The sequence below is a fragment of the Novosphingobium rhizovicinum genome (assembly GCF_040813635.1).
GTDB lineage: Bacteria > Pseudomonadota > Alphaproteobacteria > Sphingomonadales > Sphingomonadaceae > Novosphingobium > Novosphingobium rhizovicinum.
The window spans coordinates 109,330-126,948 of record NZ_JBFNXR010000033.1; the positions used below are offsets into that span (position 1 = coordinate 109,330).

The 17,619-nt window shown below is 61.4% G+C and carries 17 protein-coding genes; 7 read left to right on the forward strand and 10 right to left on the reverse strand.

Annotated elements, in window-relative coordinates; genetic code table 11:
* Positions 1-80 precede the first annotated feature (80 nt).
* Together pdhA and ABUH87_RS10280 are read left to right on the forward strand one after the other, a co-directional pair.
* On the forward strand, positions 81-1,148 hold the full coding sequence (gene pdhA, locus ABUH87_RS10275) for a pyruvate dehydrogenase (acetyl-transferring) E1 component subunit alpha (RefSeq protein WP_367773233.1): 1,068 nt from the start codon (positions 81-83) through the stop codon (positions 1,146-1,148).
* On the forward strand, positions 1,148-2,608 hold the full coding sequence (locus ABUH87_RS10280) for a pyruvate dehydrogenase complex E1 component subunit beta (RefSeq protein ID WP_367773235.1): 1,461 nt from the start codon (positions 1,148-1,150) through the stop codon (positions 2,606-2,608). Before pdhA ends, ABUH87_RS10280 begins: the two co-directional genes overlap by 1 nt.
* Before the next feature lie 27 nt (positions 2,609-2,635).
* On the opposite strand, the gene ABUH87_RS10285 is transcribed toward ABUH87_RS10280, so the two are convergent.
* Genes ABUH87_RS10285 through ABUH87_RS10295 form a run of 3 tightly spaced genes read right to left on the reverse strand, consistent with a single transcriptional unit; the run spans position 2,636 to position 5,546 of the window.
* Positions 2,636-3,238 carry a TadE/TadG family type IV pilus assembly protein gene (locus ABUH87_RS10285; protein WP_367773237.1) on the reverse strand — a complete coding sequence of 201 codons (603 nt, stop codon included), beginning with the start codon at positions 3,236-3,238 and terminating at the stop codon, positions 2,636-2,638.
* Positions 3,239-3,297: 59 nt separating this feature from the next.
* Complete coding sequence (locus tag ABUH87_RS10290; protein ID WP_367773239.1) at positions 3,298-3,888, reverse strand: TadE/TadG family type IV pilus assembly protein; 591 nt, start codon at positions 3,886-3,888, stop codon at positions 3,298-3,300.
* On the reverse strand, positions 3,885-5,546 hold the full coding sequence (locus ABUH87_RS10295; RefSeq protein WP_367773242.1) for a pilus assembly protein: 1,662 nt from the start codon (positions 5,544-5,546) through the stop codon (positions 3,885-3,887). The genes ABUH87_RS10290 and ABUH87_RS10295 overlap by 4 nt, the downstream gene beginning before the upstream one ends.
* Positions 5,547-5,697: 151 nt before the next feature.
* On the opposite strand from ABUH87_RS10295, the gene ABUH87_RS10300 reads away from it, so the two are divergent.
* On the forward strand, positions 5,698-6,363 hold the full coding sequence (locus tag ABUH87_RS10300) for a squalene/phytoene synthase family protein (protein WP_367773244.1): 666 nt from the start codon (positions 5,698-5,700) through the stop codon (positions 6,361-6,363).
* Positions 6,364-6,400: 37 nt separating this feature from the next.
* Positions 6,401-6,859, forward strand: coding sequence for an EF-hand domain-containing protein (locus ABUH87_RS10305; RefSeq protein ID WP_367773246.1), 459 nt, complete (start codon positions 6,401-6,403; stop codon positions 6,857-6,859).
* A 4-nt stretch (positions 6,860-6,863) separates the two neighbouring features.
* Here ABUH87_RS10305 and trmFO read toward each other — a convergent pair whose 3' ends face one another.
* The 3 genes from trmFO to gyrA all read right to left on the reverse strand — a co-directional run bounded on the left by trmFO (position 6,864) and on the right by gyrA (position 11,490).
* Entirely contained in the window at positions 6,864-8,195 is a 1,332-nt protein-coding gene (gene trmFO, locus ABUH87_RS10310) for a methylenetetrahydrofolate--tRNA-(uracil(54)-C(5))-methyltransferase (FADH(2)-oxidizing) TrmFO (RefSeq protein ID WP_367773248.1), read from the reverse strand.
* Between the two features lie 125 nt (positions 8,196-8,320).
* Positions 8,321-8,674, reverse strand: a complete 354-nt coding sequence (locus ABUH87_RS10315) for a DUF952 domain-containing protein (RefSeq protein WP_367773250.1) — start codon at positions 8,672-8,674, stop codon at positions 8,321-8,323.
* Complete coding sequence (gene gyrA / locus ABUH87_RS10320) at positions 8,671-11,490, reverse strand: DNA gyrase subunit A (protein ID WP_367773252.1); 2,820 nt, start codon at positions 11,488-11,490, stop codon at positions 8,671-8,673. The genes ABUH87_RS10315 and gyrA overlap by 4 nt, the downstream gene beginning before the upstream one ends.
* A gap of 329 nt (positions 11,491-11,819) precedes the next feature.
* Here gyrA and ABUH87_RS10325 point away from each other — a divergent pair, with 329 nt between their 5' ends.
* Positions 11,820-13,202 (forward strand): hypothetical protein, encoded by a 1,383-nt coding sequence (locus ABUH87_RS10325; protein WP_367773254.1) that lies wholly within the window; start codon positions 11,820-11,822, stop codon positions 13,200-13,202.
* A 68-nt stretch (positions 13,203-13,270) separates the two neighbouring features.
* Here ABUH87_RS10325 and ABUH87_RS10330 read toward each other — a convergent pair whose 3' ends face one another.
* Positions 13,271-13,939 (reverse strand): carbonic anhydrase, encoded by a 669-nt coding sequence (locus ABUH87_RS10330; RefSeq protein WP_367773256.1) that lies wholly within the window; start codon positions 13,937-13,939, stop codon positions 13,271-13,273.
* Positions 13,940-14,004: 65 nt separating this feature from the next.
* Here ABUH87_RS10330 and lipA point away from each other — a divergent pair, with 65 nt between their 5' ends.
* Complete coding sequence (gene lipA / locus ABUH87_RS10335) at positions 14,005-14,961, forward strand: lipoyl synthase (RefSeq protein ID WP_367773295.1); 957 nt, start codon at positions 14,005-14,007, stop codon at positions 14,959-14,961.
* A complete protein-coding gene (locus tag ABUH87_RS10340) occupies positions 14,961-15,419 on the forward strand; it encodes a type II toxin-antitoxin system RatA family toxin (protein ID WP_367773259.1) in 459 nt (152 codons plus the stop codon). The genes lipA and ABUH87_RS10340 overlap by 1 nt, the downstream gene beginning before the upstream one ends.
* On the opposite strand, the gene ABUH87_RS10345 is transcribed toward ABUH87_RS10340, so the two are convergent.
* The 3 genes from ABUH87_RS10345 to ABUH87_RS10355 are packed head-to-tail and all read right to left on the reverse strand — an operon-like array spanning position 15,380 to position 17,570.
* Positions 15,380-15,883 (reverse strand): CinA family protein, encoded by a 504-nt coding sequence (locus tag ABUH87_RS10345; RefSeq protein ID WP_367773261.1) that lies wholly within the window; start codon positions 15,881-15,883, stop codon positions 15,380-15,382. The two genes, ABUH87_RS10340 and ABUH87_RS10345, sit on opposite strands and share 40 nt — an antisense overlap.
* Before the next feature lie 2 nt (positions 15,884-15,885).
* Positions 15,886-16,407, reverse strand: coding sequence for a hypothetical protein (locus ABUH87_RS10350; RefSeq protein WP_367773263.1), 522 nt, complete (start codon positions 16,405-16,407; stop codon positions 15,886-15,888).
* Between the two features lie 11 nt (positions 16,408-16,418).
* Complete coding sequence (locus tag ABUH87_RS10355) at positions 16,419-17,570, reverse strand: bifunctional 2-C-methyl-D-erythritol 4-phosphate cytidylyltransferase/2-C-methyl-D-erythritol 2,4-cyclodiphosphate synthase (protein ID WP_367773297.1); 1,152 nt, start codon at positions 17,568-17,570, stop codon at positions 16,419-16,421.
* Between the last annotated feature and the right edge of the window lie 49 nt (positions 17,571-17,619).

Below are 17,619 nucleotides of genomic sequence, written 5' to 3' on the forward strand. Positions count from 1 at the left end.
GTTGCGGGATTGCGCTTTTTCTGCGCCTCACCCGGGCCTATATCGCTGGCCTGACTCGCAGCCAGCCAGGGGTATGCCCGTTGCCGAACGACCAGACGCCGACATCTGAATCAGGACGGCAGGACGAAGACTTCGTCCTGCGCAGCCTGGCCGAAGCACATGCCGCCGACCGGCGGTACAAGGCAAGCAAGGAGGAGTTGCTCCACCTCTACGAGCAGATGCTTCTGATCCGCCGCTTCGAGGAGAAGGCGGGGCAGCTCTATGGGCTGGGGCTGATCGGGGGGTTCTGCCACCTGTATATCGGCCAGGAAGCGGTCGCCGTCGGCTTGCAATCGGCTCTCAAGGGTGGGCTGGATTCCGTCATCACGGGGTATCGTGATCACGGCCACATGCTTGCCTACGGTATCGATCCGAAGGTCATCATGGCCGAGCTTACCGGTCGGGAGTCCGGTATCTCAAAGGGCAAGGGCGGATCGATGCACATGTTCAGCGTCGAGCATCGCTTCTACGGCGGCCATGGCATTGTCGGGGCGCAAGTGCCTTTGGGCTCCGGACTTGCGTTCGCGCACAAGTATCGCGGCGATGGCGGGGTGACGCTCGCCTACTTCGGCGACGGGGCCGCCAACCAGGGGCAGGTATACGAAAGCTTCAACATGGCCAGCTTGTGGAAGCTGCCCATCATCTTCGTGATCGAAAACAATCAGTACGCGATGGGTACGGCAGTCAATCGCTCGTCGGCGGAGACTCACTTCTACCGGCGCGGCACTGCCTTCCGCATTCCCGGGATGCAGGTCGACGGCATGGATGTGCTTGAAGTGCGCAAAGCCGCAGAGATTGCTCTTGAGCATGTGCGCGGCGGCAACGGCCCGGTGCTGATGGAACTGAACACATACCGTTATCGCGGGCACTCGATGTCCGATCCCGCCAAGTACCGGACGCGTGAGGAAGTGCAGGGCGTGCGCGAAAAGCGCGACCCCATCGAACATGCGAAAAGTGAGCTTCTGGAGATGGGTGTGACGGAGGCGAGCCTCAAGGAGATCGACAAACGCGTTCGCGCCAGCGTCGGGCAAGCGGCCGACTTTGCCGAGAGTTCGCCGGAACCGGCTGCGTCGGAACTGTATACCGACGTTCTGGTGGAGAATTACTGATGGCAATCGAAGTCAAGATGCCCGCGCTCTCGCCCACCATGGAAGAGGGCAAGCTCGCCCGGTGGCTGGTGAAGGAAGGCGACGAGGTTTCGTCAGGCGACATTCTTGCCGAGATCGAGACCGACAAGGCGACGATGGAGTTTGAAGCCGTCGACGAAGGCACGGTCGGCAAGATTGTCATACCCGAAGGTACCGAAGGGGTGAAAGTCGGAACCGTCATCGCGCTGATCGCGGGCGAGGGTGAAGATGTCTCCGACGCTGGCGAAGCAAAGGCCACTGACAGGGCAGGCAGCAGCTCCAAGGATGAACAAAGGCAATCCGATGCCGGCAACTCATCCAAGCGTGAGGCTCCCGAGCAGCAGATGAAGGCGGAAGAGTCCGGCACGGATAAGGGAGACAGCAAACTGGCAACCGGCGCCGCACAGCTCTCCAGTAACGTAGCGCCTGCCGCGGCGCCCGAGATACCGGCGGGCACCAACATGAAGACGGCTACCGTCCGCGAAGCACTGCGAGACGCCATGGCTGAGGAAATGCGCCGCGACGATCGCGTGTTCGTGATGGGTGAGGAAGTCGCCGAGTATCAGGGCGCCTACAAGGTCACTCAGGGGCTGCTCGACGAATTCGGACCTCAGCGGGTGATCGATACTCCTATCACGGAGTATGGATTCGCAGGGATCGGAACAGGTGCCGCGATGGGCGGGTTGCGTCCGATCGTCGAATTCATGACCTTCAACTTCGCGATGCAGGCGATCGATCACATCATCAACTCGGCTGCCAAGACCAACTACATGTCGGGCGGCCAGATGCGCTGTCCGGTCGTGTTCCGTGGGCCGAACGGTGCTGCAGCGCGTGTCGGTGCGCAGCACTCGCAGAACTACGCGCCCTGGTACGCGTCCGTCCCGGGCCTGGTGGTGATCGCGCCCTACGACGCGTCGGATGCGAAGGGACTGTTGAAGGCGGCGATCCGTTCGGAAGACCCTGTCGTGTTCCTTGAAAACGAGCTGGTTTACGGTCGCTCGTTTGAGCTGCCGGAACTGGACGATCACGTCCTGCCGATCGGCAAGGCCCGCGTTGTGCGCGAAGGCAGCGATGTGACGATCGTATCCTACTCGATCGGCGTCGGAGTCTCGCTCGAAGCGGCGGAGCAACTGGCCGCCGAAGGCATCGAGGCAGAAGTGCTAGATCTTCGCACGTTGCGTCCGTTGGACAAGGCGGCCGTGCTGAAGAGCCTGAAGAAGACCAATCGCCTTGTGGTCGCCGAAGAGGGCTTCCCGGTCTGCTCGATCGCGTCGGAGATCATTGCTATCTGCATGGAGGAAGGGTTCGACGACCTGGACGCGCCAGTCTTGCGCGTCTGCGACGAAGATGTGCCGCTTCCTTATGCTGCGAATCTGGAGAAGGCCGCGTTGATTGACACCGCTCGGGTCGTCGAGGCGGTTAAAAAGGTCTGCTACCGTTAGGACGTGCAGGTCTCCTGCGTGAATGCGTCAGGAGACCAAACTCGTAAATTTGTCGCAGGTCATCTTGGGGCTGGCGGGAGACGTCTGGTACACCCGGCTCAGGTCGCGGCTCGACCGTACGGTGAAAGAGGCGATCGAAGAAATCACCGGCGTTCCGATGAACGTCGACGATATCAGCGGATTGTATTCGTACTGAAGCTCGACGAACATGACTGCATCGTTGGGGGAGGCGAATACTTCGCTACCGACCGGCCCTAAGCCACCGGGTTTCAGATCGCCTTCTTTGCCATAGGACGACCACACCGGCCGGGTGCCCAGGCAGCGCTGCCAATGGATGTACTGTTGTCCCGCGCCGTTTACCTCCAGGCTGCTGATGATCACTCTTCCTCGATCAAAGAGTTCCATCTTCGGTCCGGCCTGAAGATCGACGCCGATCAGCAGATCATCGATGTCGCTTTCGTAGATCTTGCGGTTCTGGAGTGTGGAGTAATCGCCGATTCGTGAGGCGTTGTCCGCTACGTGGGCTGCCAACTGACCGACCCGCATCGTCTGGTACGAGTAGTGGGCCAGTTCCACGCCCCACAACCCGATGATCAGAAAGAATGGCATGATCAGAGCGAACTCGATCATCGCCACACCAGCTCGCGCATCTCGCATGCGACGGGCGCACTTGTAGAGAACCATCGGGTTCACGTGCAGCGCTCCACGGGAGGTGTCTTGCGGACGTTGTCCCAAGGCTGGTTGCCCAGAACAGTGCGAGCAGACATCGTGTATGTCTCGCCCATCCCGAGGAACTTACCGATTGGGAAAGGCCGGGGGTACGTAACCGTCACTTCATAGAGGACGACGTCGCGCGCGCTGCCAGAACCTGCACTGCCGCGGTCGGTATCCCACCGTCCGTTCTCGTTGGCGTCCTCGAAGGGCTCGCCTGTATCACAGCGGCCGTTCCCATTGGTGTCAGTGTAGTCCTCGGGCTTTCCCGCTGCGGAGAACGATGAGTAGGCAGTCCGCCTGGGAGGCGGAATAGTGGCACGCGGCGCGATTGCGTGAACAGCCTCCCGAACTCTCTCGTCGATCGCGGCAAGGTTGCCTGAGGCACCCTCCAAAGTGGAATCCCGCGCCGCTTTCTGGATCGATCCCTCCAGGATCGTTGCAGTGTACATGTTATAGCCCAGGTCCAGCAGACCCAGCATGGCCATCAGCAGGGTCGGAGCGAGCAGGGCGAACTCGACTGCGCTGGTTCCCCGGCGATCCTTGCTCAAGCTGCCCAGCCGGATCATTCCACGATCCTCAAGTCGCCGATGGCTGCCGCAATCGTTCCGAAAGCTTTCGTGAGTTCCGAAGCGTTGTCGGCTTGGAACCACCGGCCGGAGCCCGCACAGTTGCGGAGCATGCTCGTCATGTTGGTGCCGAAACCGATGACCCATACCGTGATGTTGCGATTCTTCACTTCATTGCAGGCGAAGGTGAAGCGGTTCTCCACTGTCTGGGTGAGCGTGTACTTGGAGCCGGGCTTCCAGCGGCGCTGCGCGAGTGGTTCCACGCCATAGGAACTGTAGGACAGGTCGAGCGGAGCGGTCTCACCATCGGTTAGAAAGATAAGATGCCGCATCGTTGTTCGGCCATCGACATCGGCATTTTCGCTGGCGAAGAGTCCTGTGGGCGAGAGTAGCCGACCACCCCAGATCATGCCGATATCGTGGTAGGTGTTTCCGTCCGCGGTGAGCGCATTTACATAGTTAGACACCTCGGTGGCGTTCATCTCTGCAAGCTTGCGGGCTCGTTCAGGGCAAGCTGCAAAGCCATAAGCCGAGGCCTGAATGTAGTCGGTCGTACTGTCGACTGGCGAAGGGGACCAGTAGCTGTTCACAAACCAGTAGTTTACTTGTGCCCTCAGCCAGGACATCTCGCGAAGCATGGGTCGCCATTGCGTATCAGGGTTGCTGCTGGCAGGGACTGCATCGATATCGAGATCACGAGCACGGCTCAGGTCGACATTGCTATAGTCGTCGATGATGTAAGTCGCGCGCTCTTCGATGCATCCGCTAAACGTCATCTTGGCGTTGCTGGGGCTGGAAGGCGTGCCGTTCATTGGAACACTGATCGAGCCGCCCTTGTACAGGGTTTCGCCGGAACTGCCTTTCAGGCTCGACACGTCCTGCCAGAGCGATTCGTATCGCCATGTCCCGTTTGGTGAGTACCAAGGCCCCGGTTGGATGGCTCTCCTGCCTTCATACTGGGCCCGGTTCACCATCCAGCCGGATTTCAGAAGAAACCCGACGTTGACGTTGGTTGAGTACGGCACGAAGCCGTAGCGGACCCGCACGCCTTCCGCCTTGTTGGTTTCGACTGTTTTATGGAAGTTCCTGACGACGTCGCGCAGCACTGCAATTCTGCTCTTTGTGTCGCCCGAGTTGACGCTGTTCATGGACCCGGTGACGTCAAGCACCATCATGATGTCGGTGTTGGCGTAGTTGAACTGCGCAGAGCACTTGACGGATACCGGCACCTGCAGCGACCCGAACAGCCGCATGATGGTGGTGGGCACGATTGCGCTTGCAGTACCGTTGATGGTATAGTCGGAGCCGAGAGTCATGGCGAAACTGCGGCTTTCAGATCCGTATGCTCCATCCTGGAAGTTAACGTTGAAGAAGCGGTTGCCGACAGTAGCCGCGATCGACGGGACCGTCCCATCGGCGATGATCGCGCTCCCCAACTCTTTGCGAGCAGCAAGCACACCCGCGTCGCAGGCCTGTTGAAGGCGCGTCTGAGTGAGGTATGCTCTTCCCATGTCGATGCCGCCGCCAATCAAGGCGAGCATCGGGATGAGTGCCGCGGAAACGATGACGAACGTGTTTCCGCGTTGCTCCGCTGCTAAACCGCCGAACCATCCGCTCCAGCGGGGCGTGCGCAGGTGTGGTATCAGGCGCGGCATCATGAAGAAGCGCTACTCCTTGCCATTGCGTGCGGTAGTAGCGCCGGAGCTTTGCGTGATGGATAACAAGGCTGGTTAACAAGGGTATATCCTTGTCGCTCAGCTGATGTTGGAGAGCTTTCTTCTATCGCAAGCCGGGCCTAAGCGGAACACCATGGATCTAACGCATACGCTGATGAATTCGCTTCCCGCCGTTTCCCGGCTGGCGCTCGTCTATGCGCCTCGCCGTGCTCGTGAACAGACGCTTGCGCTCCTTGCCCTGGACGCGCGTTTGGCAGAGCTGATGCGGGGCTCCAGTGAACCTATGCTCGCTCAGCTACGGCTTGCCTGGTGGCGAGAGGCGCTCGAACGGCCCACGACCGGTTGGCCAGAGGGCGAGCCTATCTTCGCGGCGCTGCGCAGTTGGCAGGGGCAGCACAGTGCGCTGGTTCCGCTCGTTGACGGCTGGGAGGCATTGACCGCGCCGCCGCCGTTGGAAGCGAATGCGCTCAAGGCCTTCGCAGAGGGGAGGGCGGCAGGAAGTGCGGCCTTGGCTCGGACTGTCGGCGCGGAGGATAACGTGGAAGAGGCTCGTTCGCTCGGGCGGATGTGGGCGCTTGAGGATTTGAACATGCGCCTGAGCCGGAGCGATGAGCGCGAGCTCGCACGAACACTTGCCGTGGAGGAGCCGCTTGCCCTTCCCCGAACCGGTCGAGCATTGCGGCCTTTGCGGGTGATCGCCGCTCTCAGCCGACGGCGGCGGGTGGCTGCCAATGAAGCGGCAGCGTCTTCACCGGGCGCAGTTGTGGAGGCGCTACGGCGAGGATTGTTGGGGCTTTGAGCGACTGCTAGCGCCAGCCTTCCATGGGGAGCACATCGTGAATCGCATTATCCTCGGCGCCTTCGCAGCACTGCTGTTCGTGGGGGCTGGTCTATTCTGGCTTCAGGGCCGAGCCGAGGTGGAGCATGGCGCTCCGCCGCTCCCTGACATCGCATCGCCAACCCCCGACGCGTTGCCGAGCGCAGACGTTGCAGGGCTGCTCGGACCCGAACCACCCGAGGTTTCTGAGCTGTCACGCGAAGATCGTCGCTTTGGGCGTTATGATCGAAACAGCGACGGCCGCATCACCCGCAACGAATATCTTTCGCCGCGGACTTCAGCGTTCCGTAAGCTGGACAAGGACGGCAACAATTTGTTGACGTTCGAGGAGTGGGCAGTGGTCACGGTGGACAAATTCGCGGGGGCGGACCGGGACGGCGACGCTGTGCTGACGCGTGAGGAGTTCCGGAGCACAGCGCCCCCACCGAGATCGCCCAAGCCTAAATGCGAGTGCTGAGCTCTCAGGCCGGAAGCGGGGCCTGGGACGCGACCCAGGCCGCAAGATCCAACTTTGCCCGCTGGGTGTAGGCCTCTTTGCGCTGTTTCTTCTTCACCTCGTGCAACGGAGGAAAGAGGCCGAAATTGACGTTCATAGGCTGATAGCTGTCCGCCTCTGCGTCTCCCGTGATGTGCGACAAAAGTGCGCCCAGGGCCGTCGTGCGGGGAGGGGGCGTCCACGACGCTGAGGTTACTTCAGCCGCCGTCATGAGACCCGCCATCAGCCCCACGGCCGCGCTTTCCACATACCCTTCACAACCCGTGATCTGCCCTGCGAAGCGAACATGCGGATCGCTCCGCAGACGTAGTTGCCGATCCAGCAGTTCCGGGGAGTTCAGGAAGGTGTTGCGGTGAAGTCCGCCCAGACGGGCGAACTCTGCGTTCTCGAGGCCCGGGATCGTGCGGAACAGGCGCACCTGCTCTGCATGTTTCAGCTTCGTCTGGAAACCCACCATATTCCAGAGCGTCCCCAGCTTGTTGTCCTGCCGCAATTGGACAACGGCATAGGGCCACCGACCCGTTTTCGGATCATCGAGACCGACCGGCTTCATGGGACCGAAGCGAAGTGTGTCTACTCCGCGTTCCGCCATGACTTCTATAGGCATGCAGCCATCGAAGTAAGGCGTATTGGCTTCCCACTCCTTGAACGAAGTCTTTTCACCGGCGAGCAGACCTGCATGGAAGGCGAGATACTGCTCTCTGGTCATGGGGCAGTTGATGTAGTCTTTCGTCTCGCCCTTGTCCCAACGCGAGGCCATCCAGCAGACGTCCATGTCGATCGTCTCGTGATAGACGATGGGAGCTATCGCGTCGAAGAAGGCGAGACTGTCTGCGCCAGTCCGCGCACCGATGCTCTGTGCCAGTCCTGCGGCGGTCAGAGGGCCTGTTGCGATGATAGTGAGGCCAGTGGCTGGGACGTCGTCTACACGCTCCCGCACGACTTCCAGAGTGGGTTGCGACGCGAGGGCAGCTTCCACTTCCGCGGAGAAAACGTCGCGGTCGACCGCAAGCGCGGAACCAGCTGGCACCTGTGCTTTCGCTGCCGCCGCCATGACCAACGAGTCCAGCTTGCGCATCTCATGATGAAGCAGGCCGACGGCGTTCTTCTCATCGTCGTCTGAGCGGAACGAATTGGAACAGACCAGTTCCGCAAGAGCATCGGTGTGATGCGCGGGCGTCCGCTCTCCCGTGCCCCGCATCTCCGAAAGCCGTACACGGACGCCTCTGCGGGCGAGCTGCCAGGCGGCCTCGCTGCCGGCGAGACCTCCGCCAATGATATGGACGTCATGTGTCATGAGGCGCGATTAGACCTGCGTTGGCGGCTGAGACAACCCCGTTGCACGGGCCCGTGTTGCATCGGGGAACCGTGTTGCACCGGGTCCGTGCTGCATGGGGCGCCGCACGGATTGCGGAGGGATCGTCAGCCGGCGACGGGGCGCGCGATGCGTTCATCTTCGGTGCGCTTCAATTCACCATAGGCGATCACGGCGGCAAGGGGCAGCGTGCCGTAAATGTGAGGAAAGAGCGCTCCACCACGAGACGGCTCCCAACGCACCGACTCGCCCAAGGCGATCAAGTCCACTTCCGCGAGTTGCAGGTTTTCCTGGCCCGCAAAGTGCTTGGCGACGGTCTCCTCGAGTTGCTCCCCGGTCGACAGGTGGATGTAGCCATCCTCAAGATCGACCGGAGCGCCGGTAAACACGCCCTCACGCTCGAACTGCGCCATCTGCTCCGCTGTCAGCACCTTATAGGCGACTGTTATCGGCTGGCTCATGCCTCGTCTTCTGGCTGCGAGTTGTCCTCGTCGTTCTCGTCCAGATCATCTCGATCGATGGTCGTCGGGATGTCGGTTTCTTCAGCAGTGCGCGCGATCATCTCTTCGACAATCGCTTCCTCTGCGTCGTTCTCCGGTTCGTCCGTCTCATCGATGCGAACGGCGCTGACGATGTGTTCGCCGTTGGCGACGTCGAACAGCTTTACGCCGGCGCTGCCACGGCCGATCACACGCAGCGTGTCGAGGCTGATGCGGATGAGCTTGGCCTGGTCGGTCACCAGCATCAGTTGATCCGCTTTCGTCGCGGCGAAGCTCGCTACGACCGGACCGTTGCGGCCGATGTTGTCGATATTGGTGATGCCTTGGCCGCCTCGGCCCGTGCGGCGATATTCGTACGCGGATGAAAGCTTGCCGTAGCCATTCGCGCACACAGTCAGGATGAATTGCTCGCCTAGCGCCATCTCGGCGAACCGGTCGCCATCAAGGTCAGGCTCGCCCTCCTTTTCCGCCTTCCACGGTGCAAAGCGCAGATACGCCTCCCGCTCCTCCGCGGTGGTTCCGACGCGGTGAAGGATCGAGAGGGAGACGACTTCGTCGTCCGCCTTCAGCGTCATACCGCGCACGCCTGTCGATGTGCGGCTTTGGAACTCACGCACGTCATCGCCAGCAAAGCGGATGGCTTTGCCCTGACGAGTGGCGAGCAGCACGTCATCTTCAGGGCCGAGCAGTGCGACGCCGATCAGGCGATCTGCCGAGTCATCCTCGAAGCGCATCGCGAACTTGCCATTGGACGGAATGTTCGCGAACGCGTCCATCGCGTTACGCCGTACGTTACCTTTGGCAGTTGCGAATACCACATGGAGCGCACCCCAGGTGCTCTCGTCCTCTGGCAGTGGCAGCACCGTTGCAATCGTCTCATCCTTGTCCAGAGCCGGAAGGAGATTGACGATCGGCCGGCCTCGGGTCGTCGGTCCACCTTCGGGTAGACGCCAGACTTTCAGGCGATAGACCTTGCCTGAGGTGGAGAAGAACAGCACCGGGTTGTGCGTGGAGGTGACGAACATCTCCGACACAGCGTCCTCTTCCTTGGTCGCCATACCCGCCCGGCCTTTGCCGCCGCGGTTCTGTGCTCTGAAGGTGGAGAGCGGAGTGCGCTTGATGTAGCCGTCCATCGTCACGGTGACGACCATGTCGTCCCGCTCGATCAGGTCCTCGTCCTCGATGCCCTCGGCAGGGCTGGTGATTTCGGACAAGCGCGGAGTTGCGAAGGCATCGCGGACCGCGACAAGTTCTTCGCGCATGACGGCGTAGAGCTTTACTCGGTCGGCCAGGATGGCGAGGTATTCCTCGATCTTTGTGGCCAGTTCCTTGAGCTCGTCGCCGATCTCGTCACGGCCGAGCGCGGTGAGGCGATGCAAACGCAAGTCGAGAATGGCGCGCACTTGTGCTTCGGACAGGCGATACGTGCCGCCCTCCTGCTCTGCATTCGGCTCGATAGCCTCGACCAGCCGGATGTAAGGCGCAATGTCGCCGATCGGCCATTCCTTGACCATCAGGCGGGCGCGGGCCTCTGCCGGATTCGGCGCACCACGGATAATCGCCACAACCTCGTCGAGGTTGGAAACTGCCACGACCAGACCCAGCAAAATGTGCGCCCGATCACGCGCCTTGTTCAGCTCGAACTTGGTGCGGCGAGTGATAACCTCTTCGCGGAACTGGATGAAGGCCTGGATAATGTCGCGCAGCGACAGGACCTCGGGCCGGCCGCCGCGGATCGCCAGCATGTTGGCAGGAAAGCTCGACTGCGCCGGCGTGTGACGCCACAGCTGGTTCAGAACCACCTCAGGCGTCGCGTCGCGCTTGAGATCGATGACGACGCGCACGCCGAGCCGGCTGGACTCGTCGCGAATGTCGGCAACACCCTCGATCCGCTTTTCCTTCGCTGCCTCGGCTATCTTCTCGACCAAGCCGGACTTGCCGACTTGATAGGGAATCGAGGTCAGAACGATGGAGCGCGCCCCACGGCTTGCACCTCGAGCCTCCTCGATTTCATGCCGGCACCGCATGATGATCGAGCCGCGTCCGGTGACGTATGCCGCACGCGCACCGGCCTGCCCCAGAATGAGCGGCGCCGTCGGGAAGTCAGGTCCCGGGATGATCTTGAAGAGTTCCTCGACGCTGATCGCCGGGTTCTCCATGTAGGCAAGGCAGCCGTCGATCACTTCGCCAAGGTTATGTGGCGGGATGTTCGTGGCCATACCGACCGCGATGCCGCCGGCGCCGTTGACCAGCAGGTTCGGGAATCGGGCAGGGAGGACCTGAGGCTCTCGGCGAGAGCCGTCATAGTTGTCCTGGAAGTTGACCGTATCCTTGTCGAGGTCTTCCAGCAGGAAGTTCGCGACGCGCGCGAGCCGGGCTTCGGTGTATCGCATCGACGCCGGCGGATCCGGGTCCATCGAGCCGAAGTTGCCCTGGCCGTCGATGAGCGGCACGCGCATCGACCAGTCCTGGGTCATACGGGCGAGGGCATCATAGATCGCGCTGTCGCCGTGCGGGTGGTAATTACCCATCACGTCGCCGACGATCTTGGCCGACTTGCGATAGGGCCGACCCGCTACGAAGCCGCCTTCCTGGCTTGCGTAAAGGATGCGTCGGTGCACCGGCTTCAAGCCGTCGCGAACGTCGGGCAATGCACGCGCCACGATCACGCTCATCGCGTAATCGAGGTAGCTGTTCTTCATTTCGTCGACGATGTCGACGCGGGTGTACTCGCCCGAGGGGCCGGTCGGCTCCAGAATATCCGTATCGTCGCTCACGCGCTCTTATCGTTTCGCTGTTGGCGGGGATGTGCGAACCCTTGCCCTAGGGCAAGCCGCGAGGGAATGCCAGTCATCGCTCCGCGGCAGCGTGTGCTGTCATCCCGTTTTCCACATCTGGCCGTTTCTCATGTCGGGACCGTACGAAAGCCTTAAGCGCGACGCGCGGATGCAACCACTCGCATTCAATCCGCGTTCACAGCGCGCCTCGTAAACAGGGTGCATGGTTGTCAGGGCGGGCTTTGGCCGCCATGGTTGTAGAGGATTTCACAGCTGGCCGTTCGCGCGAATGCGTTTCGGCTCGCGAAGCATGAGAGGAGTTGGCCCGAATGGCTCGCAAGTTCCTTATTTCCCGTATTGCCCTTGCCGTCGCCTTGTCGAGCGGCGTTGCGGTTACGGTGGCTCCGGCGCCTGCCGTCGCGCAGAAGAAAGCCAAGGCTGGCGCATTTTCGAACGAGTTTGCGGCTGCGGCTGCGGACCTGGACAAGACTGTTGCCGAGGCCTCGAGCAATCCAGCCGTCAAGGCGGCCAGCGACAAGGCTGCTGCCGCGCAGGACGCCGCGGCAAAGCAGGCCGCTGCTGCTGAAGTAGACGCTGCGCTAGGCGGCGCGGATGCCAAGCTTGCTGCCGCGATGGCTGTTGCTTCGACGCCCATGGATAAGATCAAGCTGGGTGAACTCACTCGCAACATCGGTGTGCTGAAGGCCGATCCCGCCCAGCAGCACAAGGGCTTGGTGATGATGTTGGAGAGCGGGGCAGCTCAGCCTGATTCGCTCGGGCAGTTGCAATGGCTCGCAGGCGTGACTGCATATCAGTCGGGGGATTATCAGGCCGCTGTTAAGTACCTGAAGCCTGCGTATGACGCCGGCTATCGGGATCAGCAGGGCATGATCGACCGGGTGCTGGCTGACGCGTACAAGCGCACCAACAACAGCGGTGCTGCACTTCAGATGGCACAGCAGGAGATCGAGCGGGCGAAAGCTGCTGGCACGACGCCGAGCGACGCGGCGCTGCGCACGGCCTTGCAGGCCGCCTATGACGCCAAGCAGATGGCTCCCGCAGTCGACTTGTCGGCGCAGCTTGTTCAGTACCATCCTGGTCCGCAAAGCTGGAGCACTGCGTTCCAGGTGACTCGCGCACTTGCTCGACTTGACGCTCAGGAGAACCTGGACCTGATGCGTCTGATGGATCGCACCAATTCGCTCGCGAGCAAGGGCGATTACATCGGCTACATCCAGGATGCCGATCCGCGTCGCCTTCCGGGTGAGACGCTGAGGGTGATCGACAAGGGCATCGCCGCGGGCAAGATCACGGCTGCCGATGTCCGCGAGGCGCGCAGCATGGCGCAAGGTCGTGTGAGTGCCGACCGCTCCTCGCTCGCGTCCTATGAGAAGGATGCTCGTGCCTCGAGCAACTTTGCGACGATCAACGGCGCGGCCGATGCGCTTCTCAGCTATGAGCAGCCCGCCAAGGCAGAGGAACTTTACAAGCTTGCCCTGCCCAAAGCGGGTCCGGCCGAGAAGGATCGTGTGCTAACTCGCCTTGGAATCGCGCAGGCGGATCAGGGCAAGTTTAGCGAGGCGGAGCGCACCTTTGCGCAAGTGAGCGGAAACCGCACCCCGGTTGCGAAGCTATGGACTGCCTACGTCAAGTCGAAGACCAGCCCTTCGGCAGCGGCTGCGCCTACGTCGGCTGCGGCGCCGTCCAGCTAAGCGTCGACAGCAGGTCGCATAAAAAAGGGCGTCGGATAACCGGCGCCCTTTTTCTTACCGTCGCGAAGTCAGCCGGCGAAGGGTGCAAACTCTCCCGTACTCTCATCAAGGATATGGAGCACCCCGTCTGCGATTGGGAAGAATGCCCCCCGGAGGCGAAGAGTCCCTGCCTTTACCTTGCTGTTGACGCATGGGAACGTCATCAAATTATCGAGACTGACGCGGACGGCAGCAAGCTCCATCGCGCGCTCAGCCTCGCGACCTTCTATGCCATGGGCTGCGGCCACAGGGGCCCGCGCCTCGTCGAGAAGGGAGATCCAGTTGGCGATGAAACCGCCGCGGCCCGGCTCGTTCCCATGCATGGCTTGCGTCAGCGCTGCCTTGCAGCCGCCGCACATGCCATGGCCCATCACCATGATCTCTTTGACCTTGAGCACCTGCACGGCGAATTCCAGAGCGGCGGAGACGCCATGGTGACCGGGGGTCGTTTCAAACGGCGGAACCAGTGCTGCCACATTTCGGACGACGAAGATCTCGCCCGGATCAACATCGAAGATCTGAGACGGGTCCACGCGGCTGTCTGAGCACGCTATAACCATCACCTCGGGCTGCTGGCCCTCCTTCAACGCTGCCCACCTGTCCCGATGCGGTGCCCAGCCGGTTTCTCGGAAGCGCTGATAGCCAGTGAGCAGGCGGTCAAGGACGGGGCTGTCGGGTGTGGCGTTGGTATTGGTCATGATGCGCTTCATGGCTTCAGTGATTGGCACTGGCAAGGGAAAGCACATGGGACTATCTGGGCCACATGAATGACCTTTCCTCAGTGCCGAGCGTAAGTCCCGAGACAGAGCCGCGTCAGCGTAAGCCAGAGTGGATCCGCGTAAAAGCTCCCACTTCGAAGGGCTATGGCGAGACGCGCCAGCTGATGCGCGATCTAAAGCTGAACACCGTGTGCGAAGAGGCTGCCTGTCCCAACATCGGTGAATGCTGGACCAAGAAGCACGCCACCGTAATGATTCTCGGCGACACCTGCACCCGCGCTTGCGCGTTCTGCAACGTCAAGACTGGCATGCCCGGGCGTGTCGACGCCGATGAACCTGCGCACGTGGCGGAGGCCGCTGCAAAGCTGGGTTTGGAGCACATCGTCATCACCTCAGTGGATCGGGATGACCTGCCGGACGGCGGTGCCTCGCAGTTCGTGAAAGTCATCGAAGAACTGCGCCGCAACACCCCGCAGACCACGATCGAGATTCTGACGCCGGACTTCCGGGGCAAGATGCGTCGGGCGGTCGAAGCGATCGTCCAGGCTCGTCCGGATGTTTACAATCACAATCTGGAGACCGTGCCACGGCTCTATCCAACGATCCGGCCAGGGGCTCGCTACTATGCCTCCCTGCGTTTGCTGGAAGAGGTAAAGAGCCACGATCCCTCCATTTTTACGAAGTCTGGTATCATGCTGGGGCTGGGCGAGCAGCGTCTCGAGGTTCATCAGGTGATGGATGACATGCGTTGCGCAGACATCGACTTCCTGACCATGGGCCAGTACCTGCGTCCTACACCGAAGCACACGGACGTCATCGAGTTCGTCACGCCGCAGGCATTTGCAGCGTACGGCGCGATTGCGCGAGCGAAGGGCTTCCTGCAAGTCGCCTCGTCGCCCCTGACCCGGTCGAGCTATCATGCCGGAAAGGACTTTGCGGAGATGAGAGCGGCGCGGGAGGCTCAACTCGCGCGCGCTGGCGAAATCGCGGGACGTCGCTGATGCCAGGAATTCACCAGACCCGCCGCTTGCCCTACACAGCCGAACAGATGTTTGATCTTGTGGCTGACGTGGACCGCTATCCTGAGTTTCTCCCCTGGGTCGTGGCCACGCGCGTGCGATCCGATACGGAGACTGAGATGGTTGCTGACATGCTGGTCGGCTTCAAGGCACTGAAGGAGAAGTTCACCTCACGCGTCGAGAAATCCCGGCCCGAGCATATTCGCGTGCATTATGTCGACGGACCGCTGCGTGACCTCGATAACAGTTGGTCCTTCAGGCCCACTGAAGAAGGCTGTGAAATCGATTTCTGCGTCGATTTTGCCTTCCGTAATCCCATTTTCGAGAAAATCGCCGGTCAGTATTTCGATCGGGCGTTTCGGAAGATGGTCACTGCCTTCGAGGAAAGGGCAGCGCAGCTTTACGGCAGCAAGAGTTCCAACGCTACCAGCGTCGCCTGACGGCGGATTTCGCTACGATCTTTACCATCGAGCAAGCGCTGTTCCGCGTTGATGTCCTCGATGCTTTCACCTCTCCGGGCACAGGCAAAGACGACTGTGCCGACGGGCTTGAGCTCGCTTCCGCCCTCAGGTCCGGCAATGCCGCTGATTGCGACTGCCACGTCCGCATCGCTGTGGCGCAGGGCCCCTTGAGCCATCGCCCAAGCCGTTGCGGCTGAAACAGCCCCGAACGCCTCGATAATGTCATCCGACACATCGAGGAGCTGGCGCTTTGCTTCGTTTGAGTAAGTCACAAACCCCCGGTCCAGCACCGCTGAAGAACCAGGAATCTCCGTAAGCGCCGCACAGACGAGTCCGCCGGTGCAACTCTCGGCAATGGCTACTTTGCGTGCGATGGAGCTGTTTTCGTGCACGACGCGGGTCGCGAGAGCGACGATCTCATCAGGAAGGATGGCAGAGGTCATGCTCAGCTCTCGCAAATCGAGAACAAGTCATTCTTCGCCTTGCCGGTTTTCCCGGCAAGGCCGAACATCACCGCGAGGAGTTCAGCCGTGTTCTGCGCTGGGAGCGGCGCGAGCAGACCGACGACCCGATCAATCTCGGCGCAGCGGTCCAACGGGATTTGCTGTGCAACCATGCCTTCGATCAAGGCATCGAGCATCTGCTGGAGCGAAGGGTCCGGCATGTTGGCCAAGAAGGCACTGCTCTCATCCTTCGCACCCATCTTGAGGAAGGCGGCTTTGGCTGCTGGCCAATTCTGGTGTTTACGTACTGCGTAACGAGCCGCAAGTTCGGCTCCGCCGGTCGGCAGAAAGGCGTTCGTGCCCAGATTGGGAACGCACCTTTTTGCGGTGCCGGTAATAGCGCTGGGCAGCGCATAAGCTGTGAGGGACGAGGCCTCTGCCGCCGTCAGGCATGGCTGAGCGGCGTGGACCAGTCCGGGGCACGTCGCCAGCATGGCGGCAAAGGCGGCTGCAAATCTGCGCATCAGTGTAACCTTTAGTTTTTGATCAGGCTCGTCACGGCTTGTGCGGCGATGCCCTCACTCCGCCCGGTAAAACCGAGCTTCTCGGTCGTTGTTGCCTTTACGCTGATGAGGTCACTCGGGATACCAAGGATTTCCGCCAGGCGCACACGCATGGTTTCCCGGTGCGGGCCGATTTTCGGTGCCTCGCAGATGATCGTGAGGTCGATGTTGCCGATCCGATAGCCCGCCTGCGTGATCAGGCCCGCGGCGTGCTGCAAAAAGCGATCCGAGGACGCTCTTCGCCACTGCGAATCAGAAGGCGGAAAGTGCTGTCCGATGTCCCCAGCACCAATCGCACCCAGCAGCGCGTCTACTAGGGCGTGGATGGCCACGTCGGCGTCGCTATGGCCAGCAAGGCCTTGGGTGTGATCGATCCGGACTCCGCACAGCCACAGCTCTTCACCCTCGGCGAGGCGGTGAACGTCATAACCCGTACCAACCCGAATGGCGGGGGCTTCCGTTGGAAAGTCGGAAGAATATGTGAGCTTGTGCAGAGCTTCGTCTCCTTCCACAAGCGCGACGGTGAGACCTGCGGCCTGCGCGACTTGTGCATCATCACCCGCATCGGTCGGACCGGTCCATTCCTGATGAGCCTTCATGATGGAACCGAAGTGGAAGGCCTGCGGCGTCTGCACACGACGCAAGGCGTCACGTCGCGCCGGAGCACCCATCATACTTCCCTCAGCGTGTGCCAGACTGTCGACGACCGGCAGCACCGGGATGGCAGCGGGGTGTTGCTCAAGCGCTGAGCATAGCCGCTCGATGACGCCTGCGCGAAGCAGCGGCCTCGCCGCATCGTGTATCATCACGAAGTCGGGTGAGTGGCGGGACAGTGCTTCCAGACCCGCTCGCACCGAATCCTGACGTGTCGCGCCGCCAGCGACCAGGCGAATGTCGCCGGCCAGGCCGTTCAGCGCTGCTCCGGCTATCTCCTCCGCATTCTCCGGAATCACAACAATGACCGGCGACGCGCCGCTCGCCAGAAGCGCCTCGACCGAGTGCCGTACCACAGGCTTTCCACGAAACAGGGCGAACTGCTTGGGCATGGGCTGTCCTGCCCGAAGCCCCTTGCCCGCTGCGACTACGATTCCCGCCAAGGAGCGTGAGGTGCTTCTGCCCGACATCATGCCGCCGGTAATCGCTTGATGGGCTGCGGGCAATCCACTATGCGGC